This window comes from Acuticoccus sp., assembly GCF_965213555.1.
Lineage (GTDB): Bacteria > Pseudomonadota > Alphaproteobacteria > Rhizobiales > Amorphaceae > Acuticoccus.
This window is the reverse complement of record NZ_CBDBZM010000001.1, coordinates 1-25,105: the sequence shown is the minus strand read 5'-3', so window position 1 is coordinate 25,105 and position 25,105 is coordinate 1. Positions and strand designations below refer to the sequence as shown.

Annotated in this window: 26 protein-coding genes; 13 read left to right on the top strand and 13 right to left on the bottom strand. The window is 70.4% G+C overall.

All coding sequences use genetic code 11. The annotated features are described in order from the left end of the window. The 3 genes from ACOOE8_RS00130 to ACOOE8_RS00120 all read left to right on the top strand — a co-directional run. The coding region (locus tag ACOOE8_RS00130; protein ID WP_420391239.1) for a tripartite tricarboxylate transporter substrate binding protein at window positions 1–711 on the top strand (711 nt) is incomplete at its 5' end. Between the two features lie 10 nt (window positions 712–721). Beyond that, window positions 722–1,216: a tripartite tricarboxylate transporter TctB family protein gene (locus tag ACOOE8_RS00125; RefSeq protein ID WP_420391238.1), complete on the top strand. Its 495-nt coding sequence runs from the start codon at window positions 722–724 to the stop codon at window positions 1,214–1,216. A 19-nt stretch (window positions 1,217–1,235) separates the two neighbouring features. Continuing rightward, complete coding sequence (locus tag ACOOE8_RS00120) at window positions 1,236–2,732, top strand: tripartite tricarboxylate transporter permease (RefSeq protein WP_420391237.1); 1,497 nt, start codon at window positions 1,236–1,238, stop codon at window positions 2,730–2,732. On the opposite strand, the gene ACOOE8_RS00115 is transcribed toward ACOOE8_RS00120, so the two are convergent. Then, complete coding sequence (locus ACOOE8_RS00115) at window positions 2,729–3,637, bottom strand: LysR family transcriptional regulator (RefSeq protein WP_420391236.1); 909 nt, start codon at window positions 3,635–3,637, stop codon at window positions 2,729–2,731. The two genes, ACOOE8_RS00120 and ACOOE8_RS00115, sit on opposite strands and share 4 nt — an antisense overlap. Before the next feature lie 115 nt (window positions 3,638–3,752). On the opposite strand from ACOOE8_RS00115, the gene ACOOE8_RS00110 reads away from it, so the two are divergent. The 6 genes from ACOOE8_RS00110 to ACOOE8_RS00085 all read left to right on the top strand — a co-directional run bounded on the left by ACOOE8_RS00110 (window position 3,753) and on the right by ACOOE8_RS00085 (window position 9,078). After that, the gene (locus ACOOE8_RS00110) at window positions 3,753–4,328 is read left to right on the top strand and encodes a carboxymuconolactone decarboxylase family protein (protein WP_420391235.1); all 576 of its coding nucleotides are present in this window, start codon (window positions 3,753–3,755) and stop codon (window positions 4,326–4,328) included. 28 nt (window positions 4,329–4,356) lie between these two features. After that, window positions 4,357–4,848, top strand: coding sequence for a hypothetical protein (locus ACOOE8_RS00105; protein WP_420391234.1), 492 nt, complete (start codon window positions 4,357–4,359; stop codon window positions 4,846–4,848). 56 nt (window positions 4,849–4,904) lie between these two features. Further along, the gene (locus tag ACOOE8_RS00100; protein WP_420391233.1) at window positions 4,905–5,891 is read left to right on the top strand and encodes a DMT family transporter; all 987 of its coding nucleotides are present in this window, start codon (window positions 4,905–4,907) and stop codon (window positions 5,889–5,891) included. Window positions 5,892–6,004: 113 nt separating this feature from the next. Continuing rightward, window positions 6,005–7,045 (top strand): TRAP transporter substrate-binding protein DctP, encoded by a 1,041-nt coding sequence (gene dctP / locus ACOOE8_RS00095; protein WP_420391232.1) that lies wholly within the window; start codon window positions 6,005–6,007, stop codon window positions 7,043–7,045. 147 nt (window positions 7,046–7,192) lie between these two features. Beyond that, on the top strand, window positions 7,193–7,765 hold the full coding sequence (locus ACOOE8_RS00090; RefSeq protein ID WP_420391231.1) for a TRAP transporter small permease subunit: 573 nt from the start codon (window positions 7,193–7,195) through the stop codon (window positions 7,763–7,765). Then, window positions 7,762–9,078 (top strand): TRAP transporter large permease, encoded by a 1,317-nt coding sequence (locus ACOOE8_RS00085; RefSeq protein ID WP_420391230.1) that lies wholly within the window; start codon window positions 7,762–7,764, stop codon window positions 9,076–9,078. The genes ACOOE8_RS00090 and ACOOE8_RS00085 overlap by 4 nt, the downstream gene beginning before the upstream one ends. On the opposite strand, the gene ACOOE8_RS00080 is transcribed toward ACOOE8_RS00085, so the two are convergent. From ACOOE8_RS00080 to ACOOE8_RS00070, 3 genes are all read right to left on the bottom strand, one after another. After that, window positions 9,023–10,150 (bottom strand): AbrB family transcriptional regulator, encoded by a 1,128-nt coding sequence (locus tag ACOOE8_RS00080; RefSeq protein ID WP_420391229.1) that lies wholly within the window; start codon window positions 10,148–10,150, stop codon window positions 9,023–9,025. The two genes, ACOOE8_RS00085 and ACOOE8_RS00080, sit on opposite strands and share 56 nt — an antisense overlap. A 210-nt stretch (window positions 10,151–10,360) precedes the next feature. Continuing rightward, entirely contained in the window at window positions 10,361–11,020 is a 660-nt protein-coding gene (locus ACOOE8_RS00075; protein WP_420391228.1) for a 3-oxoacid CoA-transferase subunit B, read from the bottom strand. Continuing rightward, the gene (locus ACOOE8_RS00070) at window positions 11,017–11,712 is read right to left on the bottom strand and encodes a 3-oxoacid CoA-transferase subunit A (protein ID WP_420391227.1); all 696 of its coding nucleotides are present in this window, start codon (window positions 11,710–11,712) and stop codon (window positions 11,017–11,019) included. Before ACOOE8_RS00070 ends, ACOOE8_RS00075 begins: the two co-directional genes overlap by 4 nt. 206 nt (window positions 11,713–11,918) lie before the next feature. On the opposite strand from ACOOE8_RS00070, the gene ACOOE8_RS00065 reads away from it, so the two are divergent. Then, a complete protein-coding gene (locus ACOOE8_RS00065; RefSeq protein ID WP_420391226.1) occupies window positions 11,919–13,583 on the top strand; it encodes an AMP-binding protein in 1,665 nt (554 codons plus the stop codon). 2 nt (window positions 13,584–13,585) lie between these two features. Here the strand turns inward: ACOOE8_RS00065 and ACOOE8_RS00060 are convergent, their stop codons facing one another. Together ACOOE8_RS00060 and ACOOE8_RS00055 are read right to left on the bottom strand one after the other, a co-directional pair. Further along, entirely contained in the window at window positions 13,586–14,596 is a 1,011-nt protein-coding gene (locus ACOOE8_RS00060; RefSeq protein WP_420391225.1) for an NAD(P)H-dependent flavin oxidoreductase, read from the bottom strand. 119 nt (window positions 14,597–14,715) lie between these two features. After that, complete coding sequence (locus tag ACOOE8_RS00055) at window positions 14,716–15,093, bottom strand: AtuA-related protein (protein WP_420391224.1); 378 nt, start codon at window positions 15,091–15,093, stop codon at window positions 14,716–14,718. 67 nt (window positions 15,094–15,160) lie between these two features. Between ACOOE8_RS00055 and ACOOE8_RS00050 the strand changes: the two genes are divergently transcribed. Continuing rightward, window positions 15,161–16,519, top strand: coding sequence for an acyclic terpene utilization AtuA family protein (locus tag ACOOE8_RS00050; protein ID WP_420391223.1), 1,359 nt, complete (start codon window positions 15,161–15,163; stop codon window positions 16,517–16,519). 10 nt (window positions 16,520–16,529) lie between these two features. Here the strand turns inward: ACOOE8_RS00050 and ACOOE8_RS00045 are convergent, their stop codons facing one another. The 4 genes from ACOOE8_RS00045 to ACOOE8_RS00030 all read right to left on the bottom strand — a co-directional run bounded on the left by ACOOE8_RS00045 (window position 16,530) and on the right by ACOOE8_RS00030 (window position 20,934). Continuing rightward, window positions 16,530–17,774 (bottom strand): glycosyltransferase family 4 protein, encoded by a 1,245-nt coding sequence (locus ACOOE8_RS00045; protein WP_420391222.1) that lies wholly within the window; start codon window positions 17,772–17,774, stop codon window positions 16,530–16,532. A gap of 181 nt (window positions 17,775–17,955) precedes the next feature. Beyond that, a complete protein-coding gene (locus tag ACOOE8_RS00040; protein WP_420391221.1) occupies window positions 17,956–18,975 on the bottom strand; it encodes a cyclase family protein in 1,020 nt (339 codons plus the stop codon). Between the two features lie 11 nt (window positions 18,976–18,986). Then, complete coding sequence (locus ACOOE8_RS00035) at window positions 18,987–20,048, bottom strand: NAD-dependent epimerase/dehydratase family protein (protein ID WP_420391240.1); 1,062 nt, start codon at window positions 20,046–20,048, stop codon at window positions 18,987–18,989. 19 nt (window positions 20,049–20,067) lie between these two features. After that, window positions 20,068–20,934: a MaoC/PaaZ C-terminal domain-containing protein gene (locus ACOOE8_RS00030; RefSeq protein ID WP_420391220.1), complete on the bottom strand. Its 867-nt coding sequence runs from the start codon at window positions 20,932–20,934 to the stop codon at window positions 20,068–20,070. A gap of 164 nt (window positions 20,935–21,098) precedes the next feature. Between ACOOE8_RS00030 and ACOOE8_RS00025 the strand changes: the two genes are divergently transcribed. Next, window positions 21,099–22,259 (top strand): CaiB/BaiF CoA transferase family protein, encoded by a 1,161-nt coding sequence (locus ACOOE8_RS00025; protein ID WP_420391219.1) that lies wholly within the window; start codon window positions 21,099–21,101, stop codon window positions 22,257–22,259. A 31-nt stretch (window positions 22,260–22,290) separates the two neighbouring features. Then, window positions 22,291–23,091: an SDR family NAD(P)-dependent oxidoreductase gene (locus ACOOE8_RS00020; RefSeq protein WP_420391218.1), complete on the top strand. Its 801-nt coding sequence runs from the start codon at window positions 22,291–22,293 to the stop codon at window positions 23,089–23,091. Between the two features lie 7 nt (window positions 23,092–23,098). Here ACOOE8_RS00020 and ACOOE8_RS00015 read toward each other — a convergent pair whose 3' ends face one another. The 3 genes from ACOOE8_RS00015 to ACOOE8_RS00005 form a co-directional block, all read right to left on the bottom strand. Next, window positions 23,099–23,812: an ABC transporter ATP-binding protein gene (locus ACOOE8_RS00015; RefSeq protein ID WP_420391217.1), complete on the bottom strand. Its 714-nt coding sequence runs from the start codon at window positions 23,810–23,812 to the stop codon at window positions 23,099–23,101. Next, window positions 23,809–24,573: an ABC transporter ATP-binding protein gene (locus ACOOE8_RS00010; RefSeq protein ID WP_420391216.1), complete on the bottom strand. Its 765-nt coding sequence runs from the start codon at window positions 24,571–24,573 to the stop codon at window positions 23,809–23,811. Before ACOOE8_RS00010 ends, ACOOE8_RS00015 begins: the two co-directional genes overlap by 4 nt. 5 nt (window positions 24,574–24,578) lie before the next feature. Beyond that, window positions 24,579–25,105 (bottom strand): branched-chain amino acid ABC transporter permease (locus tag ACOOE8_RS00005; protein ID WP_420391215.1); only part of this gene is annotated, 527 nt, incomplete at its 5' end.

Genomic DNA, 25,105 nt, shown 5'->3' with positions numbered 1-25,105 from the left:
CCGCGCGACGGCCACACGATCATGACGCTGACCCAGAGCCACATCTTCAACATCTTGCAGGAGAAGGTGCCGCTCACGATCGAGGACATCGTCCCCCTCGCGCGGGCCACCGACGACCCGATGGTGATCGCGGTCCCGACGAGCTCCGACATCGAGACCATGGACGACCTCGTGGAGGCGTCGAACTCGGCCGAGGGCGGCCTCAAGTGGGGCACCACCTTCGCCGGTGGCGCAGACCATGTCGCGATCCACACCTTCACCAAGAAGGCCGAAATCCCCTACACCATCGTGCCGTTCAAGGGCGGCGGCGACATCGTGACCAACCTCGTGGGTGGCAACGTCGACGTGGCGCTGCTCAACTACGCGGAGGGCGAGTCCCAGTTCAACGCCGGGGAGCTGAAGGCCATCGCCGCGCTGTCCGAGGAGCGCATCGACGCGCTGCCCGACACGCCGACCGCGAAGGAGGCGGGGGTCGATGCGACGGCCTCCACGGTGCGTGGCTTCGTCGTCCTGTCTGGCGTTCCCCAGGACGTCGTCGACACGCTGTCCGACGGCATCGTGGAGGGCATGTCGACGCCGCAGTACACCAACTACCTCGAGGCCGGCGGGATGCCCGCGACGTCCGTCGTCGGGCAGGAGGAGTGGGGCGACCACATCATGCGGATCTACGAGGAGAGCCAGTCGGCGCTCGAAGAGCTCGGCCTGCTGTAGGACACCGCGCATGTCGTCGCCCCGCGATCCGGAGGGTCGCACCGGGGGGCGATGGCCGCGCGACCTCCTCGTCGGGGTCGTGCTGCTCGCCTTCTGCGGCCTCGCCTACTGGGTGACGCTCAGCTTCGAGGAGGCGCCGGCCGCGCTCGCCCAGAACGTCCAGCCGGCGACGTTCCCGCGCCTCGTCATCGCGGTGATCGCCGTCCTCGGCGCACTGATGATCGTCCTCGGCCTGCCGCTCAAGGAGCCGCTGCGCCGACGGCCTCCCGTGCCGGTGTTCGTCACGGCGGCGATGATGGTCGCCTTCGTCGCCGCGCTGGAGCGGCTCGGCATCATGGTCGCGATGATCGTGTTCGCGCTCGCCATGCCCATCCTGTGGGGCGAGCGGCGGCCCGTGCCACTCCTGCTCTACTGCGTGATCTTCCCCACCGCGATCTGGGTGGTGTTCGTCGAGCTCCTCGACGTGCGCTTCGAGCCCGGTGTGATCCAGAACCTGTTCGGCTGACCGCCGGCTCGGAGACCTTATGGACGGCTTCCTCTCCGCGCTCGTCGCCTTCACCGATCCCTACCTCCTCTTCATCGTCCTGATCGGGACGATCGGCGGCGTCGTCGTCGGCGCGATGCCGGGGCTCTCCTCGACGATGGCGACGGCGCTTCTCCTGCCGTTCACCTTGACCATGGACCCGATCGCGGCGATCGCGCTGCTGTCCGCGCTCTACTGCGCGGGCACGTTCGGCGGCTCGATCACCGCCATCCTGGTCAACGCACCGGGGGCGCCGCCCGCCGCGGCGACCGCGTTCGACGGCTTCCCGATGGCGCAGCAGGGGTTCGCCGGCAAGGCGCTGGGGATGGCGGCGATCGCGTCCGTCATCGGCGGCGTCTTCTCGGTCCTCGTACTCATCGTCGCCGCGCCGGCGCTGTCGCGCGTCGCCTACAACTTCGGACCGCCAGAGTACTTCGCGCTCGCGCTGTTCGGCCTCTCGATGCTCGCCACCATCTCCGGCGAGAGCGCGATCAAGAACCTCATCGGCGGCGCGTTCGGCGTGCTGCTCGCCACCATCGGGATGGACTTCACCACCGGCGTCGACCGCTTCACCTTCGGCAACTTCGAGCTGTCGGAGGGGATCCACTTCATCCCGGTGATGATCGGCCTGTTCGCCGGAGCCGAGTTCCTGAAGCAGGCGTCCGAGCTTGGCACCCAAAAGGTGCGCATGGCGGTCGACGCGGTGAAGCTGCCGACGATGGAGGACTTCCGCCGCTGCGCGGCCACCATCGCCCGCTCCTGCGGCATCGGCGCGTTCGTCGGCCTGCTACCGGCCGAGGGCGGCACCGTGGCGGCGATGATCGGCTACAACGAAGCCAAGCGCTGGGCGAAGGACAAGTCGAAGTTCGGCCGCGGCGACATCCGCGGGGTCGCGGGGCCGGAGGCCGCCAACAACGCGGCGACGGGCGCTGCCATGGTGCCGACCTTGGCGCTCGGCATCCCGGGCTCGGCGACGACCGCGATCATCCTCGGCGCGCTCCTCGTCCACGGCCTGCGACCGGGCCCGCACCTCTTCACCGAGCAGCCGACGCTGCTCTACGCGATCTTCCTCGCCATGCTCCTGTCGAACCTCGCGTTCGGCGTGTTCGGCTTCGTCGGCGCAAAGCTCTTCGCGCGCATCACGCTGATCCCACTGCGCTTCCTGTGGCCGTCGGTGTTCATCCTCGCCGCCATCGGCGCCTACGCGCTCGAGCAATCCGTGCTCGACGTGTGGATCATGGTGCTCGCCGGCCTCCTCGGCTTCGTCCTGCAGCGCTTCGGCTTCTCCGCCGCGCCGATCATCATGGGGCTGATCCTCGGCGAGCTCGTCGAGGGGAGCCTCAAGCAGTCGCTCATCATCTTCGACCACGACTGGTGGCGCTTCCTGGAGCGGCCCATCGTGGTGGGCTTCCTGCTGGTCACGCTCGCGTCGATGGCGGTCCCCGTCTTCGGAGCGCTCCGGGCGCGCACCCGCCGCGGGACGGCGCGGCAAGCCTAGGAGGAGGGCGACAGCGCGGCGTCGCGCCGGAACTCCTCGGCGACGAAGTCGACAACGGCGCGCACCTTCGGCGAGACGAGCCGGCGCTCGGGGAAGACCGCCATGACGGGCCGCGCGGTCGGCTCGTAGGCGGCGAGCACGCGCTCCAGCCGCCCCTCAGCGACCTCGTCACGCCACATCCATGTGGGCGTGACGCCGACGCCGAGACCCTCCAGCACCGCCTCGCGCATGGCGTCGGCCGTGGAGACCCGCAGCCTGCCGGACACGGGCACCGACACCGCGCCCTCCGGTCCCTCGAACTCCCAGAGGTTGCCGGTGGCGAGCTGCGTGTAGACCACGCAGTCGTGCGCGGCGAGATCCTGGGGCCGCTGCGGCCGTCCACGGCGGGCGAAGTAGCCGGGATGGGCGACCACGATGCGGTGGGCGAGCCCGACGCGACGGGCGACGAGGCCGGCCTCCTTGAGGACGCCGATGCGGAGCGCGACGTCGACGCCCGCCTCCACGAGGTCGACGAACCCGTCGGACAGCACGAGCTCCATGGTGATCCCGGGATGGCGCTCGAACAGCCGGCCGAGCCTCGGCACGATGTGGAGCCGGGCGAACGCGACCGACGTTGCCAGCCGCACCAGGCCTCGCGGATCGGCGCTGCGCCCGCCGACGCTGGCGTCGGCCGCGTCCGCAGCCTCGAGGGCGGCACGCGCGAGCTCCAGGTAGCGACGCCCGTCCTCGGTCAACGCGATCTGCCGCGTGGAGCGCACCACGAGGCGCGCGCCGAGAGCCGCCTCGAGCTGCGCAACCGTCTTCGACACGGCGGGCTGCCCGACCTCGAGGAGGCGCGCGGCGGCGGAGAACGATCCCGCCTCCGCCACGCGCACGAACGTCTGCATCGCGCCAAGCCGATCCATGTCGCCATTCCCCCTTGGAATGAACCTTATCGCCGATGCCCGCCTGCCGCGGCAACGCGGAATGACCGATGTGGGGAGGGCGCCGGACGATCCGGCCATCGCAGGGAGACACGCCATGAAGAACGACTTCGTCATGCACACCGATGCGAGCGCACCCGAGGCGTCTCGCCCGCTCCTCGACGACGTTCGCGCCGCCTGGGGCTTCGTGCCCAACCTCCACACCGTGCTCGCCGAGAGCCCGGCGGCGCTCGAGGCCTACGGGACGCTGTGGGCGATCTTCGAGCGGACGTCGCTGACCCCCGTGGAGCGCAACGTCGCCTACCTTGCCATCATCTACGAGAACGGCTGCGAGTACTGCATGGCCGGCCACACCGGGCTGTCGAGGCGCGCCCACGTGCCGGAGGAGGCGATCGCCGCGGTCCGCGACGGGCGCCCCCTCGCCGACGCGAGGCTCGAGGCGCTGCGCCGCTTCGCCGCCCTCGTGACGCGCCAGCGCGGTGAGGTGGCCCCCACCGACGTCGCCGCCTTCAAGGCGGCCGGCTACGACAACCGCGCCGTCCTCGACGTGCTCGTCGGCGCCGCGACCAAGCTCATCTCGAACTACGCCAACCACCTCGCCGAGACGCCGAACGACGCCTTCATGGCCGGCCTCGAGTGGTCGCGCCCCGCTGCCCAGCGCGCCGCTGCCTGATCCTCAACGCCAAACAAGGAGCCGACCCATGTCACTCACCACCACCTTCGACCGGTCCCTCGACCGTGACGACCTCGTCCGCCTCGCAACCACCGCGCTCCTCGCGGGCGTCGCCGCCGACCTCGCCTGGGAGGTGTGGGCCCGCGCCCTCACCCCGCTGTGGGTCGGCGGGCCGCTGCAGCCGGCCGCGCTCATCCAGTCCGTGTTCGGGTTCAACAACTGGCCGCTGGCTGAGGCGATCCATGCCTTCGTCGGCGTTGTTGCCTACCCGCTCGGCTACCTTCTCGTCGCACTGCCCTTGGCTCGCAGGGTGGGCTCGGCGCTCGGCGTCGCCCTGCCATGGCCGATCGTGGCAGCGGGCTTCGGGGTCGGGCTGTGGGTATTCGCGCTCTACGTGATGGCGCACCTCTTCGCGGGCTTGCCGCCGTTCCTTGGCTTCATCGCGCTGACCTGGGCCTCGCTCGTCGGGCACCTCGTCTTCGGCCTCGTCGTCGGCGCGGTCGTCGCCCTGCGCCGCTGAACGACGCCAGGCTTCCGAGGCGCGCCCCTTGACCGTGCCCGAAGAGGAGATCACCGATGACCACCATGGCCGCAAAACCGACCCCACTCGCGGGAGCGCCCGCGGCGGCCTCCCTGGGGGTCGCGCTGGGCATCCTCGCCGCGGTCGTCTGGGGCGCCTACATGGCGATGAGCCGCGCCGGCGCCAACGCCGGCCTTTCGCCCTCCGACATCGCCTTCATGCGCTTCGCGGTGGCGGGGCCACTGATGCTCCCCTGGCTGCTCGCGCACCGGCCCCTCCGCCTCGCGGGCATCGGCTGGTCCCGCAGCCTCGTCCTTGCCCTGCTCGCAGGTCCGCTCTTCATCATCCTCTCGGCCGGCGGGTACCAACTCGCGCCGCTGGCCCACGGCGCAGTGTTCCAGCCCGCCGCGGCGACCCTCGGTGGGCTGGCCTTCGCGGCGCTCCTCCTGGGAGAGTCGCTGACCGCGTCCCGCGTCGTGGGGGCGGGGACGATCCTCGCCGGGCTCGCGGCCATCGCTGGCCCCGGCCTTGCGACCGGGGGCATCGCTGCGCTGGCGGGCGACGCAATGTTCGTCGCCGCGGGGCTCCTGTGGGCGCTGTTCGCGGTCGCCGCCAAGCGCTGGGACATCGACCCGGTCGCGGCGACCGCCTCGCTGTCGGTGCTGTCGGCCGCCGTGTTCGTCCCGTGGTACCTTGCCTTCGACAGCCTCGAGCGCATCGCCGCGCTGCCCGGACCGACGCTGGTCGCCCAGCTCGTCGTGCAGGGGGTGCTGTCCGGCATCGTCGCGATCCTCGCCTACACCCGGGCGGCGCAGCTCATCGGCGCCTCCCGCGCGGCAGTGTTCCCTGCGCTGGTGCCGGTCATTGCGATTCTCATCGGCGTCCCGGTGGCGAACGAGGTGCCGGAACCCATGCAGGCCGTCGGCATCGCCATCGTCGTCCTCGGCCTCCTCACCGCGATCGGGGCGCTGCGGCGTCCGCTCCGCGCCGCGCGTCGCGCCCTCCGGCCAGCCGGGGCGGCCGCGGCGCAGGGCTCCGATTGACGGCGCCTCCGCCCCCTGTCTTGTTGGTAGACGATGGGATAACGTCCTCATCGAACAACACGTCCAACAACGGCGGGCGCGCGAGCGACCCGCCGACCCTGGGGAGGGATTTAATGAGCGATTGCAACGGGCTCGACCGTCGCCGCGTCCTGGCTGGCGCCGCCGCCGGTGCGGTGGCGCTGATGGCCCTCGGCACGACGGCCGCGGCGCAGGAGAGCGTGACTTGGCGCGTCCAGTCGCACTGGCCGAAGGCGTCGGCCTCGTTCGACGACAGCCTGCAGGTGTTGGCCGACCAGCTGAAGGAGCGCACCGAAGGCCGCTTCACCCTGGAGCTGTTCGGCGCCGGCGAGTTCGCCAAGGGCCCTGAGATCTACAACCTCGTGCGCCGCGGCGTGGTCGAGATGGGCACCACCTCGCCTTCGTACCTGCAGGACGAGGCACAGACCTACGCGTTCGCCATGGGCATTCCAGGCTCGCTCCGCGAGGAGTGGGAGATGATGCACTACATCAAGAACATGGGGGTCGAGGACTTACTAAACCAGGAGCTCAACCCAGCCGGCGTCATCTACTTCTCCGAGAAGGTCTATCCGACGGAGCTCGTCGTGAAGCAGCCGATCACGTCGGCGCAGGACTTCGAATCGCTCAAGTTGCGCTCAGCAGGCACGATGATGGACTACCTTTCGGCCGTCGGCGCGGCGCCGCAGATGGTCGAGGGGTCCGAGCTCTACCAGGCCCTCTCCTCGGGCGTCGTCGACGGGGCGCACTGGGGCGCCGCCCAGGGCGCCCAGTCCATGAGCCTCTGGGAGGTCGCCAAGTACCACCTGACCCCCGCGCTCGGCATCACCGTCGACGCCTACATCGTCAACAAGGATGCCTACGAGGCGTTGCCGGACGACCTGCGCACCACCTTCACGAACCTCGTCAACGAACGCTTCTTCCTCCGCTCGACCGAGTATCAGCTCATGGAGCAGCTCGCCCTTGCAGAGGGGCAAGAGTCGCAGGGGGTCGAGGTCATCGAGCTGCCGCAGGACGTTCTGGATAGGTTCACGGAAGCGTCGCAGCAGATCATCGAGCAAGAGTCCCAGCGTGGCGAGCTCGCCCAGCAGGCGGCCGACCGGCTGCGCGAGCTGATGACGCAGCTCGGCTACCTCTAAGCCGACGCCAAGACAGGTCGCGTCGCACCAGCGGCGCGACCTCCCACGCACCGCTTGCCCGCAGCACCGGTTGGCGGTGGCCCGTCCTGTCGTCGATGCCCGCGTCCCGGTGGCCCTTGCTGCCGTACGCCTGCCATGGGGCCTGACGTGTTCGCGATCGCACGCTTCATCACTTCCACGAACCGCTTCATCGGCAAGGTGCTCGCCTGGCTGATCATCCCGCTGTTCGCCTTCCTGTTCGCCGACGTGGTCATGCGCTACTTCGTCGGCAGTCCGGCGATCTGGACCAGCGAGCTCGCCACGCTGATGTTCGGCGGCTATGCGATCCTGGCGGGCGGCTATCTGATGGCCGAGCGCGGCCACGTGAACGTCGACATCATCTACGGCCGCTTCTCCCGGCGTCGTAAGGCGATGGTCGACGTGGCGACCAGCTTCCTGTTCTTCCTCTTCATGATCGTCCTCCTCTGGCAGGGTTGGTCGCTCGCCGCCGACTCCATCGAGCGGTGGGAGCGCACGATGAGCGCGTGGAAGGGACCCGTCTGGCCGGTCAAGGCCGCGATCCCCGTCGCCGCCGCGCTCCTCCTCGCCCAGGGCATCGTGCGCGTCTGGGCGGACGTGCGCGTCCTCCTCGGACTGCCGGTGCCTGAGGACGTGTTCGGCAAGCAGCCCGACGAGGAGATGATCCGCGACAAGGCCGCCCGCGGCGAGATCCAGGAATGAGCGCCGAGCTCCTCACGGTCCTGTTCTTCGGGTCGCTCGTCTTCTTCCTGCTCATCGGCACGCCGTTGACCTTCGTCCTCGGCGGCATCTCGGTCATCTTCCTGTTCTTCGAGATGGGCTCGGTCGGCTTCTACATCGTTGCCTCGAAGATGTGGGACGCGATGAGTAGCTTCACCCTCGTCGCGATCCCCCTGTTCGTGTTCATGGCGATGCTGCTCGAACGCTCGGGCGTCGCACGCGACCTCTACAACATGATGCATGTGTGGTTCGGCGGGCTGCGCGGCGGGCTCGCCATCGGCACCGTGGCGATCTGCGCGATCTTCGCCGCCATGTGCGGCATCTCCGGCGCCGCGGTCGTCACCATGGGTACCATCGCGCTGCCGGCGATGCTCCAGCGCGGCTACGACAAGCAGCTCGCCATTGGTGCGATCAACGTCGGCGGTGGGTGGGGCATCCTCATCCCGCCGTCGATCCTCATGGTGCTCTACGCGCTCCTGTCGGAGGTCTCGGTGGGGCGCCTGTTCGCCGCCGGGATCGGGCCCGGCATCCTGCTGTTCGTCCTCGTGTCGATCTACATCGGCGTGCGCTGCTGGATCCAGCCGCACCTCGGCCCCGCCCTGCCCCTCGAGGAGCGCGGCGGCTGGCGCGCCAAGCTCGTGTCGCTGCGCGCCGTCATCCTGCCGATCTTCATCGTCTTCATCGTGCTCGGCGCGATCTTCGGCGGCTACGCGACGCCGACGGAGGCAGCGGCCATCGGCGTGTTCGGCGCGCTCCTCGCGAGCCTCGTCAACGGCGCGCTGAACCTGAAGAACATCCAGGATTCGGCCATCGCGACGTTGAAGCTCACCGCGATGGTGATGTGGATCCTGTTCGCGGCGCACGCCTTCTCCACCGCTTACACGGCGCTGGGCGCGCAGGAGCTCATCTCCGGTGCCATGAGCTACCTGCCCGGCGGCGCCTACGGCTCCCTCGCGTTCATGCTCGTGCTCCTGTTCTTCCTCGGCATGGTGCTCGATCCGCTCGGCATCATGCTCATCACCCTGCCGGTGTTCCTGCCGATCATCTCGGCGGCCGGGTTCGATCCGATCTGGTTCGGCATCCTCTTCGTCATCATGATGGAGATCGGCTACATGACACCGCCGTTCGGCTTCAACCTGTTCTACCTGAAGGCCGTCGCTCCGCCGGAGGTGACGATGGGGGACATCTACAAGTCCGTCGCGCCCTACGTGATCGTGACGATCGTGGGGCTGCTCATCATCATTGCCTTCCCGGAGGTGGCGCTGACCCTGCCGAGCCTGTTCTTCGACCGGTAGCGTCGGCGCCGGCAACGCGACGGGCGAACATCTTGGCGATGGAGACCGACAAGATGATGCGCACCACGTGGTGCGCCGTTACGTAGACCACGCTCATCTCGAGCGAGACCGCGACGAGCGCCATCTCCGCGAGGCCGCCCGGCGCGAACGCGAGGGTCACAGCCTCCGTGGGTTGGCCCACCGCGCCGTGAAGGACGAGCGCCAGCACGACGGCGAACACCATCGTGCCGAGGATGTTGATGAAGGCAAGGTGCAGGGCGCGCCACACCAGCGACAGCTCCATGCCGACGAAGCGCGTGCCGAGGCTGACGCCGACGACGAGCTGGGTGACCTCGATCAGCCAGCTCGGCGGCACGGTCTCGATGAGCCCCAACAGGTGCGCGACCCCGCTCATCAGGATCGGACCGGTGATGACGTAGGCGGGCATCCCGATCCAGCGTCCGCCGAAGAAGCCGGCGGCTCCCAGCACGAAGAGGAACGCGGCATCGAAAGCGTCCGGGCGGTCGAGCTTGGACAGCACCGCGCCGGAGGACGAACCGACGGGACCTCCTTCCAAGAGTGAGAAGGCGAGGGGCACGAGGAGGATCGTGAGGATCAGCCGCAGGAACTGGAGCATGGCGAGCATCGCCGGGTCCGCGCCGGCCTCCTCGCCCATGGCGATCACCTCGATGAGGCCACCGGGGACCGCGGCGTAGTACGCCGTGCGCGGCTCGAGCCGGCCGAGGCGCTTGTACTCCTGGTAGCCGAGCCAGTGGACGACCGGGACGTAGACGAACACCGCGAGGAGCGTCGGCCACCAACTTGCAAGGTCCGCGAGGATCGCCGGGGTGAACGCGCCTCCGATGGACACGCCGATGATGGGCAGGAAGACCAGTCGCAGCCACATCGGGATCTTCGGCGGACCGCCGTAGGCGCGCAGTCCGAGGATCGCGAAGGTGCCGACGCTGACCACAGAGCCCAGCAGCATCGGCAGCGGCGCGCCGATCCATTTGGCGACCAACCCGCCGGCGATGCCGATCGCAAAGGTCGCCAGCGTGACGAGGGGCTGCAGCTCTTCTCCGGCAAGGCGCATGGGGGGTCCGGTCGGGTGCGGGGGTGCCGGGTCCGCGAGCGATGATCGCTTGCCCGGCGAAGGAACAGCATAGAAGGGCACGCGCGATCTGAACATCGGTTGCAGCCGGACGTCCCCGCCCGGCGGCGCGTCGACGCCCCCATCCCGCCCCGAGCGGTCCCTCCCTCAGCGCGTCACGATGGATCGCCTCTACCTAGGGAGGCAGAACGCTTAGGCGGCGCTACGCGCAACGCTTCGGGCGAACGTGAGTGGCGCGCCCGTGCGGGCAGCGAGCTCGTCCGCGGTGAGGTCGCCCAGGATCTCCTCCACGAGGAGGCCGTCGTCCGTCACCACCAGCACCGCGAGGTCGGTGTAGATGCGCTTGACGCACCCCTGGGCGGTCAGCGGGTACGTGCAGCGCTCCAGGATGCGCGGCGCGCCGTCGCTGGCCGTGTGGTTCATCATCACCCAGATGCGCTTGGCACCCACCGCGAGGTCCATCGCGCCGCCGATGGCTGGGATGAGGTCGCCGTGGTCACGCGACCAGTTGGCGAGGTCCCCGTTCGCCGCGACCTGGTAGGCGCCCAGCACACACAGGTCGAGGTGCCCGCCACGCACGATGGCGAACGACAGGGCATGGTCGAAGAAGCTCGCACCCTTGACCCTGGTGATCGGCTTCTTCCCGGCGTTGATGAGGTTGGGATCCTCCGCGCCGGCGGGCGGCGTCGGTCCCATGCCGAGGATGCCGTTCTCCGAGTGCAGAACTACCTCGCGGCCGGCGAGCTGGTCGCCGACGTGCTCGGGCATGCCGATCCCAAGGTTCACGTGCCAGCCGTCCTCGACGTCCTGCGCCAGGCGCCGCGCGATGCCATCGCGGGTCATCGGTGTCATGCGGCGGGCCTCCAGCGTGCCTCGGTGATCGGTTGCGTGGTGATGATGGCGTCGACGAAGATGCCCGGGGTCACCACGCGCTCGGGATCGAGCTCGCCGAGCGGCACGATCTCATCCACCTCGACGACGGTGCGCCGCCCCGCAGTCGCCATGATCGGGCCGAAGTTGCGCGCGGTCTGGTCGTAGGTGAGGTTGCCCCAGCGGTCGCCCTGCCGTGCCTTGACGAGGGCGACGTCGGCGGGCAGCGCGAGCTCGAGCACGTGGCCTCGCCCGCCGAACTCGCGTGTCTCCTTGCCCTCGGCGACGGCCGTCCCGTAGCCGGTGGGCGTGTAAAATGCCGGGATGCCCGCACCGGCCGCCCTGATGCGCTCGGCGAGCGTGCCTTGGGGCACCACCTCGACCACGAGGTCGCCGGCACGCACCTGCGACTCGACGATCGCGCCGAGCGCGCCGCGCGGGAACGAGCACGTCAGCCGCGCGACCCGGCCATGGAGGAACAGCGGGGCGAGGCCGACCTCTCCCTCGCCTGGGTTGTTGGAGATGACGTGGAGGTCCTTGACGCCCATCGCGAGCACGGCCGCGAGCAGCGTGTTGGGCCGGCCCGCCTCGCCGAAGCCCGACACCGCGATGCTCGCACCGTCCGCAAGGCCGCTCAACGCGGCCTGGGCGTCCTCGCACCTGCGGTCGAGCATCCTTCCTCCTCGCGCAAATGTCGCCCTGCGCGCGAACCCTCGTTGACCTGTCATACAACCCTTCCTAGCGTCCCTGTCAAACCGCGGGCAGGCCGGTCGCCGCACCGCGGGCGAACATGGGAGGCGCCGGTGACCCGACCCTGTGTGGGTGCGTGCCCCTTCGACGCTGCGCGTCGATCGGCCGGTTTGGCTCGGGGAGCCGGCCGTTGAGCGGGCATTCGCGTCCGTGGAGCGCGCTGCTGCCACAGGGTGTGCCGCACGACTTCGACCCCGAGCCGAGCACGTTGACCGCCATGCTCGCGGACGCGGTGCTGCGCCACGCGGCGCAACCGGCAGTCGAGTACTACGGCGAGACCGTCACGTTCGAGGCGCTCGGCCAACGCGTCGCGGCCGCTGCCGTCGCGCTGCGCTCGGCCGGGCTGCGCCGCGGCGAGCGCGTGGCGCTCTACCTGCCGAACACGCCGTTCCATCCGGTATGGTTCTTCGCGGTGCTCGCAGCGGGCGGCGTGGTCACCCACTTCAGCCCGCTCGACGCCCCGCGCGAGCTCCAGCACAAGGCTGCCGACAGCGGCGCGCGGCTCGCCATCACGCTGTCGACGCCGCTGTTCGCCGAGCGCGCGCTGACGCTGAAGGCGGCCGGCGCGGTGGACGAGGTCGTCCTATGCGACGACCCGATCTCGCTGCGGGCCGACGAGCCCCTGTTCGGCGACGGCGTGCGCGCCCACGAGTTCGTGGCGCCCCACGCCGGCGCGCCCCTCGATCCCGCCCCCGTGGCGCCGTCCGACCTCGCACTGCTGCAATACACCGGCGGCACCACGGGGGTGCCCAAGGCGGCGATGCTGTCCCATCGCAACCTCACCGCCGCTGTCGCCATGTACCGCGCGTGGTTCGACAACGCCCCCTCGACGGCAGGCGACACCGTCACGCTCACCTACTCGCCGCTGTTCCACATCATGGGGCTGACGACGAACCTCCTGCGCCGCGTCGACGAGGGCGGCTGCGTCGTCCTGCGCCAGCGCTTCGACGCGGCGGAGGCTGTCGACACCATCGAGCGGCTGCACGTGACCTCCTTCGGCGGCGTGCCGACCCTGTGGATCGCGCTGACCCAGCTCCCGAACATCGAGGCCCGGGACCTGTCGAGCCTGCGCTACGTCGCGTCCGGCGGCGCGCCGCTGTCGGTCGAGCTGTTCCGCCGCGTGCGCTCCCTCACCGGCCTGGCGCTGCGCGGGGGCTGGGGGATGACCGAGACGTCGCCCGCGGGCACCATCGTCCCGGACGCGCTGCCGGAGGACAAGCTCGGCACCATCGGCATTCCGCTGCCCGGCATCGACCTCAGGATCGTCGCCCTCGACGAGCCTTCCCGTGCGCTTCCCGCCGGCGAGGTCGGCGAGATCGCGATCCGCGGCGCCAACGTCACCGAGGGGTACTGGCAGCGACCCGAGGAGACCGCCGCGGCGTTCGCCGACGGCTGGCTGCTTACCGGCGACATCGGGTCGATGGACGAGGAGGGGTACTTCTACATCGTCGACCGCAAGAAGGACCTGATCGTCTCCTCGGGCTTCAACGTCTATCCCCTCGTCATCGAGAACGCGATCGCCGAGCACCCGTCGGTGGACGAGGTCATCGTCATCGGCGTGCCGGACGACTACCGCGGCGAGGCGGCCAAGGCGTTCATCGTGCGCCGTGCCGGGACAGCAAGCTTCACGCTGGACGAGCTGGCCGAGTTCCTCGCCGAGCGCATCGGCCGGCACGAGGTGCCGCGCGAGATCGAGTTCCGCGAGGAGCTGCCTCGCACCGCCGTGGGCAAGCCGTCGCGTCGGACGCTGCGCGACGAGGAGCTCGCCCGGGCGAAGGTCGCCTCGCCTGCGTAGCCTTACGCGCTGACCGCGTACTCGCGCCGCGCCGGTGCGGCGGGCTGGGAGAAGAGGCGAGCGCGAGCCGCCTCGTACTCGGTGGCGAGCCGCTCGACGAGCTCGGCCGCGGGCACCACCTTCTCGATGACGCCGATGCCCTGCCCCGAGCCCCAGATCTCCTTCCAGCTCTTCGGCTTGGACGACCCGGAGGAGAAGTTCATCTTCGAGGGGTCGCTGCGCGGCAGGTCCTCCGGGTCCATGCCCGCCGCGGCGATGGACGGCTTCAGGTAGTTGCCCCAGACGCCGGTGAAGAGGTCCGAGTAGACGATGTCGTTGGCGCCGCCCTCGACGATCATCCTCTTGTAGGCCTCGACCGCGTTCGCCTCTTGGGTGGCGATGAACGCCGTGCCGATGTAGGCCGCGTCCGCTCCCATGGCGACCGCGGCGAGGACCGCGTCGCCCCGCGCGATGGCGCCGGACAGGGCGATGGGCCCATCGAACCAGCGGCGGATCTCCTGGACCAGGGCGAACGGCGACAGCGCGCCGGCGTGTCCCCCCGCGCCCGCCGCCACGGCGATCAGCCCGTCGGCCCCCTTCTCGATGGCCTTGCGGGCGAAGCGGTCGTTGATGACGTCGTGCAGCACGATGCCGCCGCACGAGTGCGCCGCTTCGTTCACCTCCACCCGCGCGCCGAGGGAAGTGATCCACACCGGCACCTTCCACTTGGCGCAGATCTCGAGGTCGCGCTCAAGGCGCTGGTTGGTGCGGTGGACGATCTGGTTGACGGCGTAGGGCGCGGCCGGACGGTCAGGGTTCGCCTGGTTGTAGCGGTCGAGCTCCTCGCTGATGCGCTTCAGCCAGGCCTCCAGCATGATCGGCTCGCCGTCCCCCTCGCGCGCGTTGAGCGCCGGGAACGAGCCGATGATGCCCGCCTTGCACTGGGCGACGACGAGGTCCGGGTTCGAGATGATGAACAGGGGCGCCCCGATGACGGGGATCCGGAGCGAGGGGATGATGTCGCGGAATGTCACGGTGCGGTTCCTCACGTCGGGGGCGGTCGGGCGCTGCGTGGCCCTTCTGGACCGGCGGAGCATCGTGCGGCGGAGCGTGAATCACAAGTGGCGTGGCACGCATTCGATGCCGCGCCCCTTCAGCCGCCTGACGGCAGGAGCCGTTCCGGCACGGCGATCTCCATGGCGAGGAGGCGGAACGAGCCGGTCTTGCCGTGGGTGTCGAGCGCGAGCGCGGCGTTGACGCCGCCCTCCAGCGCGTCGTCGATGACGAAGTTCATGGCATGGAGCTTCGGCAGCACGTAGCGGCGCACGACCGACGCCCCGCGATGGCGGAAGAGTTCGTGCACGCGCGCCTCGGTCACCTCGGCGAGCAGCGTCGGCCACAGCGCCGGGTCGTAGGCGATGAGGCTGATGTTCTGCCGGTTCCCCTTGTCACCCGATCGCGCGTGGGCGATGCGGTGGAGCGGCACGCGCACGCTTGCCTCGCCCGGGGGAGCTTCGTGAGCCTCGTCCATCGTGCTTGCCCTTCGCTCCGCGCGAGGGAACACTAGCGGGACGATGGCCGCCGACGGAAGACCCCCCATGACCTACCGCATCGGCTCAGGAGCAGGCTTCTCCGGCGACCGCGTGGACGCCGCCGGTCCCGTCGTGGCGGAGATCGCGCGGCACGGACGCGGCGGGGCGATCCTGTTCGAAACCATCGGCGAGCGCACCCTTGCGCTGGGCACGTTGGCCCGCCGCCAAGACCCCGGCGCCGGGTACGAGCCCCTCCTCGCGCAGTTCCTGGCGCCGATCCTGGCGCCGTGCGCCGAGGCCGGCATCGTCATCGTCGGCAACTTCGGCTGCGCCAACCCGCCGGCGGCGGCGGACCTCATCGCGCGGCTCGCCGCCGACGCCGGCGTCGCGCCGACGATCGCCGTCGTCGAGGGGGACGACGTCGTGGGCGCCATCGACCTTGCGCAGCATGAGGTGTGGGAGGGGGAGCGCGCGTTGCCGCCGGTGGACGCTGCGCCGGTCTCGGCCAACGCCTACATCGGCGCACGGCCCATCGCGGACGCCATCCTCGCCGGGGCGACCATCGTGGTGACGGGGCGCGTCGCGGACCCGGCCCTCGCGCTGGGGCCGCTGGTCGCCCACTTCGGCTGGGCGTGGGACGACCTCGACCGCATCGCCGCCGGCACCCTCGTGGGCCACCTCCTCGAGTGCGGCGCGCAGGTCACCGGCGGCTACTTCGCCGACCCCGGCGTCAAGGACGTGCCCTCGCCCGAGGCCATCGGCTTCCCCATCGCCGAGGCCGAGGCGGACGGGACGTTCGTCGTCACCAAGCCGTCCGGCACCGGCGGGTGCGTCGACCGGCGTACGGTCACCGAACAGCTGCTCTATGAGATCCACGATCCGGCGGCCTACCTCACGCCGGACGTGACGCTCGACATCACCGGGGTGGAGCTTGCCGACGACGGCCCGGACCGCATCGCGGTGCGCGGCGCCCGCGGACACCCGGCTCCCGAGCTCCTGAAAGCGACCGTCGGGTTCGCCGGCGACTGGCTCGGCGAGGCGGAGATCTCCTACGCCGGTCCCAACGCTCGCGCTCGCGGTGAGCTCGCCGCCGAGACGCTGCGCGCCCGCCTCGCGCTGCGCGGGCTCGACCTCATGCACAGGATCGACCTCATCGGCGTCTCGAGCGCGTTCGACAGCGACGCAGGCGCGCTGTGGCAGGACGCATCCTGGCCGGCGGCCGAGGACGTGCGCGTGAGGCTCGCCGTGCGCGACGGCGACCGACCCCGCGTCGCGGCCGCGCTGCAAGAGGTGACGGCGCTCTACTGCTGCGGCCCGGCCGGGGGCGGCGGCGTGCGCACCCGGGTCGTGCCCCGCATCGAGACCCGCTCGGCGCTCGTGCCCCGCAACCTCGCCGCGCCGCGCTTTACCATCCGCGGCGCGTGATGCCGCCCGCTCAGGCGTCCAGCACCATGCCCGGGCTTCCGGCGGCGCTAAGATCGACCTCGGCGAACCCGCCGGCGAGCCCGCGGCCCATCGCATGGGCGCGCACGTAGGTGTCGTCCCAGAACGCGTTCGCCAACTCCGGATCGAAGAGGTCCAGCGCGGTCTGCCTTGCGGCGGCTGCCATGCGCCTGTAGCCGGCGTCGTCGGCGGCCACGGCGGCCAGCCGCTCGATGGAGCGTTGCGCCAGCGCTTCGACCGCACTCCTGTGCGCGACCTCGAACTCGGTGGAGTCCCGCCTCGGGTGACCCAGCCACTCCCACTCGCCGGACTTCTTCGTCGGCAGGTCGAGGAGGATGCTGTTGCCGCCGTCGACCAGGAACTCCGGCAGCGCTCCCTGCGTGGTGGCGAGCACGGGGACCCCGGCCGCCAGCGCCTCGATCGCCGAGAAGCCGAAGGTGTCCCCGAACGTCGGCAGGAGGACGACGTGCGCCGACTCCATCAGGGACAGGACGACGTCGTTGGGGCAAGCGCCGTGGCAGCGGACGTTGGGAAGCGACCTCAGCTTCCAGTAGTCCGTGTAGTAGTCCGGGTTCGTGGGATCGGTCCAAGAGATCGCGCCGACCTGATAGTCAGACACGATGTCGAGCGTGATCGGCAGCCCCCGCTCGTGGGCGAGCTCGGCGATGCGCAGGGCCACGCATCCGCCCTTGCGCGCGAAGTGGCTGCCCACGAACAGGAGACGCAGGCCCGCGGTCGCGCTCGGCTTCGGCGGGATGGTCGGCGCAACGGAGCGCACGGAGGGCAAGCGCACCACGACCTTCGACTGCAGGGTCCTCGCCTCGTCGTCGGTGCAGTGCCGCAGATCGTGAAGGAAGTTGTTCTTGGCGAACTCTGAGATGGCGACGATGCTGCGACAGCGCTGGCTCACGAGCGTCCGGATCATCCAGCGGTAGGGCCGGCTCTTCTTGGTCCCGAACGCCCGCGGCAGATGGGACTCGAACCCGATCACAAAGGGCTTCGTCCCGATGGGAACGCGGTTGAAGGCGTGGACCAGGTCGATGCGCTTGCCCGTCGGCGGGAAGACCGTAAGGCCTTCGATGCGCTGGTCAATACGACTGAACGGAACGAACGGTTTACGAATGACCTTGTGTCGCGACCGACGAGGGCCGCTGAACGTCCAGACGTAACGAGTCGGCGCAAGGATGCGCAGCCGTGCGCGGTCGTCCGAACCGGACGACGAAAACAGGTTCATCATGGGGATGCCACTTGCGTAAGTGTCAGGTGGATGCCCCACCCGCGGCACCGTACGCAACAGCACTGATGCTTCGACATAACTGCATCATTTTCGCCGGGTCAACTACAACGCTAGACAAAAATGCGGTTGCGAAATTTTCCTTTTGGCGTGTAGTCCGCCCACGCCTCGCCTCGGCGTCGGGTCAGACCGTCGCGACGGGCGTCGTCGGCGAGCCGACGGCGCGGGGCAGACGCAGCGGGGGCGCGGTGAGGAGGAAGCCGGTGCGGCCGGCGCCGCGCAGCCACGCCGCGACTTCTGAGAAGTACCAGAGCTCGCCGAGGTGCAGTCCGAGCTTGAACAGGCAGTGCTCGTGGAGCGGCAGCCCGGCGTAGCGCTCCCCCTCCCCCGGCTCGGCGGGGTAGCCTTCCACCGCGAAGTTGTCGGCGCACAGGGCGGCGATGCCGCTGTCGGTGATCCAGTTCAGCAGCCGCGCGTCGCGCCCGTTGAGCACCGCGCAGGACGAGTGCAGCGTCTCGGGGTCCGGCGACCGTTCCATCGACAGGACAACGTCGGCGAAGCCCGTGTAGAGGCACAGGATGTCGCCCGGCTCCACCGCCGCGCCCTGCGCGTCCATGGTGCGCATGAGGTCGTCGTAGGAGATCAGCGCCCGCGTGCGGCCGTGCTCGCGTTCGAGGTCGACGAGGACGCCCCGGGTTTGCACCGCCGTCACGGCGAGGTTCTCGATGCCGAGGCGGTCGGCGCCGGCCTCGCGCACGCCGCCCGGTGCGACGATGTCGGTCCCCGCGCGGAACCCGTTGTAGTACACGATCTCCGCCTCACCATCGCCGTCGGCGTCGAAGCGCGAGCCGACGTGGGCGAGGCTGTCCCACTGGGTCGAGTACTGGGTGAAGAGCGTCACCGCGTCGTCGCAGATGGCGTCGGAGAACGCGCCGCAGACGTGGCTCATCTCGAAGTGGTAGTTGGTCCGCCCTGCCCGTTCGGCGATGTGGAACTTCGGCGGATGGCGGTGACGCACGAGCGCGTTGCCGCCGGGGTAGTCGAGCGGCAGGCTGAGGCAGAAGGCGATGCCCTCCGTCACCTCGCGCACGCCGCGCAGCCGCGCCTCGCGCGTGACGAGGTTCATGCGCCCTACCTGATCGTCAGGTCCGAAGTCGCCCCAGTTGGAGCCCTCCGGACGCCTCGTCCAGCGCGCCTCGCCCATGCCGTCCTCCCTCATCGCGGCGGGATGATGCGCCGCTCCTGCAGCGCAGCGATGAGCTCGCGCAGCATGATTTCGGTGTCGATGCACTCGTGAAAGCCGGCCTGCCGCACCTTGACGGTGGACACCAGGGCCGGCTGCGGTGGGCGCGACGCGCCGGTGGCGAACGCGAAGTCGGCATAAAGGTGCGAGGCGCCGAGGAGGGCGGGCAGCGGCGTCGGCTCGAGGCCGTGGCGGGCGACCACGCGCTCCCAGACGTCGGCCTTCTCGGGCAGGGACGCGAGGGAGTGGCGCTCGGGCTCCCCGGGCTCGACGCCGAGCGCGTCGGCGATCGCCGGCCACACGTTGTGCCAGACGAAGACGTCGCCGTTGGTGATGTTGAACGTCGCGTTCGCGGCCGCCTCCGCCTCCGACGCCCAGGCGAGCGCGCGACCGAGGAGGCGGGCGTCGGTCGCCTCGAGCACGTAGGGCGGACCGCCGGGGAAGGAGAACGGCCGCCCCTCCTCGCGCCGGATCGCGGCGTAGGCGCCCAACGCTGGAACGAGGTTCATGGCGACGCCGACCGTCTCGCCGAACACGACCTGCGGCCGCCAGATGGTGAACGCGAAGCCGTGCTCGGCAGCGCGCTCGCGCAGGAGGTCCTCCTGCAGCCAGTAGAAGTTGTCGTGCGCGTGGCGCGGCGCGTCCTCCCGCGCCGGGACCGCGATGGGCCGCAGGTGGACACCGTAGGCCTTCGTCCCCTGCATGAGGCTGACGTGGGCGAGCGCGCCGCGGTCGGCGACGGCGGTGAGGAGCGCGTCCAGCATCGCGCGGTTGGTCGCCATCTGGTCGGGATCGCGCCAGCCAGCGACGAGGTCGGGCTTCTCGTAGAGCGCGGCGTAGACGAGGTGGGTGACCGGAGGCAGCCCGGCGACCGCCGCGAGCACCGCATCGGCGTCGGTGAGGTCGACGGCGACGTGGCGCACGCCGTCCGCTGCCCGCGGCGGCCGGCGCGACACCGCGATGACCGGCTCGCCGCGCGCCGCGAACGCCAGCGTCGCCGCCTCGCCGACGAGCCCGGACGCGCCGGCGACCATCACGCACCGTGCCACGGCCTCAGTGCACCGCGTCGTATTCAAAACGTCCGTTGGCGAGCACCGTCACCTCGCGCTCGGCGACCCGCGCGACGTAGCTCGCGACGCCCGGCTCCTCACGCCACATGTCGACGGTGATCGCGTCGCCCGGATAGACCGGGGAGGAGAAGCGCCCGTCCTGCCCGCGCACGCGCTCCGGCTCGTTGTCGCACAACGCCTGCATCAGCCCGCGGCAGGCGATGCCGAACGTGGCGAGGCCGTGCAGGATCGGCTTCGGAAAGCCCGCGCGCTTGGCAACCTCGGGGTCGGCGTGGAGCGGGTTGTAGTCGCCCGACAGGCGGTAGATCAGCGCCAGCCCGTCGGCCGTCGGCAGCGTGACGCTCTCGTCCGGCGGGCGGTTGGGGATCGGCTGCGGCACGTGATCGGACTCGCGCTTGCCGCCGAACCCGCCCGCGCCCCGGCAGAACCCGGTCTGCCGGATGGTCGCCACCGTCTCCCCGCTCGCCTCGTCGACGATGGCGCGCTCGGAGATGACGAGCGCCCCCTTCTCCCCCTTGTCGACGAGGTCGACCACCCGCGTCTGCCCGGAGAGCGTCCCCTCGGTCGGCAGGGGCCGCAGGATGCGCACCGACTGCTCGCCGTGCACGACCTTGACCCAGTCGATCCCCGTGTCGAGGTCGCGGATCCAGAACCCCGGATAGGCGAGCACGTTCGCCATCGCAGGGACCGCCTTCAGCTTGGTCTCGTCGACGAACTTCAGCTCCTCCTCGTCGAGCGGGTTCGCGCCGTAGCCGAGGCCGAGCGCGTAGATGATCGTGTCGCGCCAGGTGAGCGTGTGACGGACCTCGGGGATGTGGAGGTTGAGGAGCTTGTCGGGATCGAGTGGCATGGCCCCTCCGCGGGCTGTTCGAGGATTGGGATGGTGGCCGATGAGGCACCGTTGGCACAAGGGTGCTGCACAATCCTTCGCGTGCGGCGAAGGTTTGCCTTAGGAGCGGGCGATCGGCACCATACGCGCGCCCGGCGGGCGGGCGGCATCGAAGGCGGAGCGTCATGACCCCACTCGACGGCATCAAGGTCCTCGACCTGTCGCGCATCCTCGCAGGCCCCTCCTGCGCACAGACGCTCGCCGACCTCGGTGCCGAGGTCTGGAAGATCGAGGCGCCCGGCCACGGCGACGACACGCGCACCTGGATGCCGCCGGAGATCGAGGGCGAATCGACCTACTACATGTGCGCGAACCGCTCGAAGAAGTCCGCCATCGTCGACCTCAAGGACCCGGAGGGGCTGCGGTCCGTGCTCGCCCTCGCGGCGGAGGCGGACGTCCTCGTGGAGAACTTCCGCCTCGGCGTGCTCGACCGCATCGGGCTCGGCTACGAGGCGGTCGCCAAGGTCAACCCGCGGCTGATCTACTGCTCGGTGTCGGGCTACGGGCGGACGGGGCCGCGGGCCGCGGAGCCGGGCTACGACTTCGTGATCCAGGCCGAGAGCGGCATCATGGCGATCACCGGCCAACGCGGCGGCCAGCCCATCAAGGTGGGCGTCGCGGTGGGCGACCTCATCGGCGGGATGCATGCGGTGCAGGGCATCCTCGCCGCGCTGATCGCCCGCGGCCGGACCGGGCGCGGCCAGCACGTCGACATCTCGCTCCTCGACTGCGCCATCGCGACGCTCGCCAACGTCGCGACGGGGCACCTCCAGACCGGGTGCGGCTACGAGCGGATCGGCAACGCGCACCCTACCGTGGTGCCGTACCAGACGTTCGATACCTCCGACGGCGTACTGGTGCTCGCCGTCGGCAACGACACGCAGTTCGCCAAGCTGTGCCAGCGCGTGATCGACCAGCCCGCGCTGGCACAGGACCCGCGCTACGTGAAGAACCGCGACCGGGTGTTGAACCGCGACGCGCTGGTCCCGACGCTGGCGGCGATCTTCCTCGGCAAATCGACGGCCGAGTGGATCGCCTCGCTGAAGTCGGCGGGCGTGCCGGCCGGCGAGGTGCGCACGGTGGACGAGGTGCTGTCCTCCCGCGAGGTCGTCGAGCGGCAGATGGTGGTGGAGGTGCCCGACGCCAAGCACGGGACGCTCCGCCTGCTCGGCTCGCCGCTCAAGCTGTCGGACACGCCGGTGCGCCACCCGACGACGCCACCGCGGCACGGCGAGCACACCGCCGAGGTGCTCGCTCGCGGGGCCCCGCAGAAGATCGCGAGCTGACCCACCGATGGCGCAGCACGGACCGGAGGCGATGTCGGACACAGGCTCGGCCGCCCGCTTCGACGGCCGCGTCGCCGTGGTGACCGGCGGGGCGAGCGGCATCGGAGAGGCCTGCGCGAGGCTCCTCGCCGCGCGTGGGGCGCGCGTCGTCGTCGCCGACCGGAACCGCGACGCGGCCGACCGCGTGGCCGCGGAGCTCGGCGGGCACGCCTTCAACGTCGACGTGCGCGACGCCGACGCGATCACCGCGTTCGCTGCGCAGGTCGAAGCGGACGTCGGTCCCGTCGCCGCGCTCGTCACCTCCGCCGGCATCGTCCAGGCGCCACTGCCGCCGGAGGAGCTGCCGCTGGCGCTCTACGACGACGTCGTCGCCATCAACCTGCGCGGCACCTACCTCACGCTGGTGGCGTTCGCGAAGGGGATGCTGCGCCGACGCGCGGGCGCGATGGTGACGATCAGCTCGGTGACGGCCGAGCGCTCGGTCCCCCTCCACGCCTACGCACCGACGAAGGCAGCGGTGAGCAACCTCACCATGGGGCTCGCCGGCGAGTGGGGGCGCAGCGGCATCCGCGTCAACTCGGTCGAGCCGGGCTACACGCTGACGCCGGCGCTGCAGCACCAGATCGACTTGGGCCACCGCGAGCCCGCGCTGCTCGAGGCGAACTCCACGCTCGGCCGCATGGTGCTGCCGCAGGACGTGGCCAACGCCGTCGCGTTCCTCCTGTCGGACGAGGCGGCGGCGATCACCGGCGTCAACCTGCCCGTGGACGCCGGCTTCTTCTGCGCCGGCTCCTGGGCACCCTACGGTGGCGTCCGGCCCGCGCGCGGGTAAGCTGCGGTCAGATGGCGAGGTAGCGCGAGGTCACCTCGGGGTCCGCACGCAGCGCCTCGATGGTGTTCGCATAGACGATGTGGCCCTTGTCGATCACGGCGGCGTCCTCCGCGAGCCCGAGGCAGAAGTGCATGTTCTGCTCGGCGAGGACGATGGTCACCCCCGTCTCGCGCAGCGCACGGATGAGCCGCCCGATCTCCTGGACGATGATGGGGGCGAGCCCCTCCGAGGGCTCGTCGAGGAGGAGGACGTCCGGGTTCCCCATCAACGTGCGCGCGATGGTGAGGAGCTGCTGCTCGCCGCCGGACAAGAGCCCCGCGCGCCGCGTCTTCAGCTCAGCGAGCAGGGGGAAGCTCTCCCAAACCCTCTCCGGCGTCCACCCCCGCGCGCCGTCCATGCCGGGCTTGGCAGCGATTGTGAGGTTCTCCTCCACGGTGTGGAGAGGGAACACCTGGCGATCCTCGGGCACGTAGCCGACGCCGTGGCGGGCGATGACGTGGGGCGCGCGTCCGGCGACGTCCTTCCCGTGGACCGCGACGCGACCCCTCCGTGGCGGCGCGATCCCGCAGATCGCCTTCATGGTGGTGGATTTGCCCGCTCCGTTGCGACCGAGGAGCGCCAGCGTGCGGCCGCGTTGCACGGTGAGGTCGACGCCGAACAGGATCTTCGAGGCACCGTAGTAGACGTCGATCTGCTCGACGCTGAGGACGACGTCGCTCACGCGCCCGCCTCCTCGCGCGCCTCGTGGGCGACCCCGAGGTAGGCCTCGATGACGTCGGGATGGCCGCGGATCTCGTCGGGCGTGCCGGAGGCGAGCACCTTGCCGTAGCGCAGAACGTCGATGCGCTGCGCGAAGTCGAACACGATGTCGATGTCGTGCTCGATGAAGATCAGCGTCATGTGCTGGAGGGTCCAGAGGCGCCGCACGGTCTCCATCATCGCCCAGCGCTCGTCGGGGCCCATGCCTGCGGTGGGCTCGTCGAGGAGGAGAACCTTGGGGTCGAGGGCGAGCGCCAGCCCGACGTCGAGGAGCTTCTGGTCACCGTGGGAGATCGTGCGCGAGGAGCGCTTGGCCACCGACCCCATGCCCAGGAGCTCGATGAGCTCGCCGGCGCGGCGGCGAGCCGGCTCGGGCGGGAAGGCGGACAGCATCCGCTCGTTGGACTTCTGGTGCGCCGCCACCGCCGCGATGAGCTGCTCCTCCACGGTGAGTGAGGGGAAGATCGAGGCGACCTGGAACGCACGGCCGATGCCTCGCGCAACGATGGCGGCGGGCGCGAGGCCCGCGATGTCCTGCCCCTCCAGGAGGATGCGCCCGCTCGTCGGCGCGAGGTGGCCCGTCATCAGGTTGAACAGCGTCGTCTTGCCCGCCCCGTTCGGGCCGATGATCGCGCTCAGCGAGCGCGGCGCGAAGTTGAGCGACACGTGGTCCGTGGCGACGACGCCGCCGAACGCCTTGACGAGGTCCCTGAGCTCGAGCAACCGCCCTACTCCGCCGCCGCGCGCTTGGCGAGGGCGCCCGACTGGGCGGACTGCTCGGCGCGCTCGCGTCGCCGCTCGGCGATGTCGAACACGAAGTCGAGCACCCCGCGCCTGAGGCCCAGCACGACGACGAGGATGGCGATGCCGGTCACGAGCTCGGTGTACTCGGTGTAGGCGAGCACGAGGTCGTTGATGATGCGCAGGAGCAGCGCGCCGAGCAGCGGACCGAAGAAGGCGTTGATGCCCCCGAGCATGATCATGAAGATCGCCTCGCCGGACTGGGCCCAGAACGCCCACTCCGGGTACGCGCCGGAGGTGAACAGCGCCAGCATGATCCCCCCGACGCCGGCGACCGACGCCGCGACGACGAACGAGATGACCTTGGCTCGCAGGACGTTGACGCCGAGGAACGCGGCGCGCCGCGGGTTGTCCCGGATCATGCGCAGCGTGTAGCCGAACGGGCTGGCGACCACGACGCGCAGGAGGAGGATGCACAGCACGAACACGACCGCGCAGAACGCGTAGCGGTGCC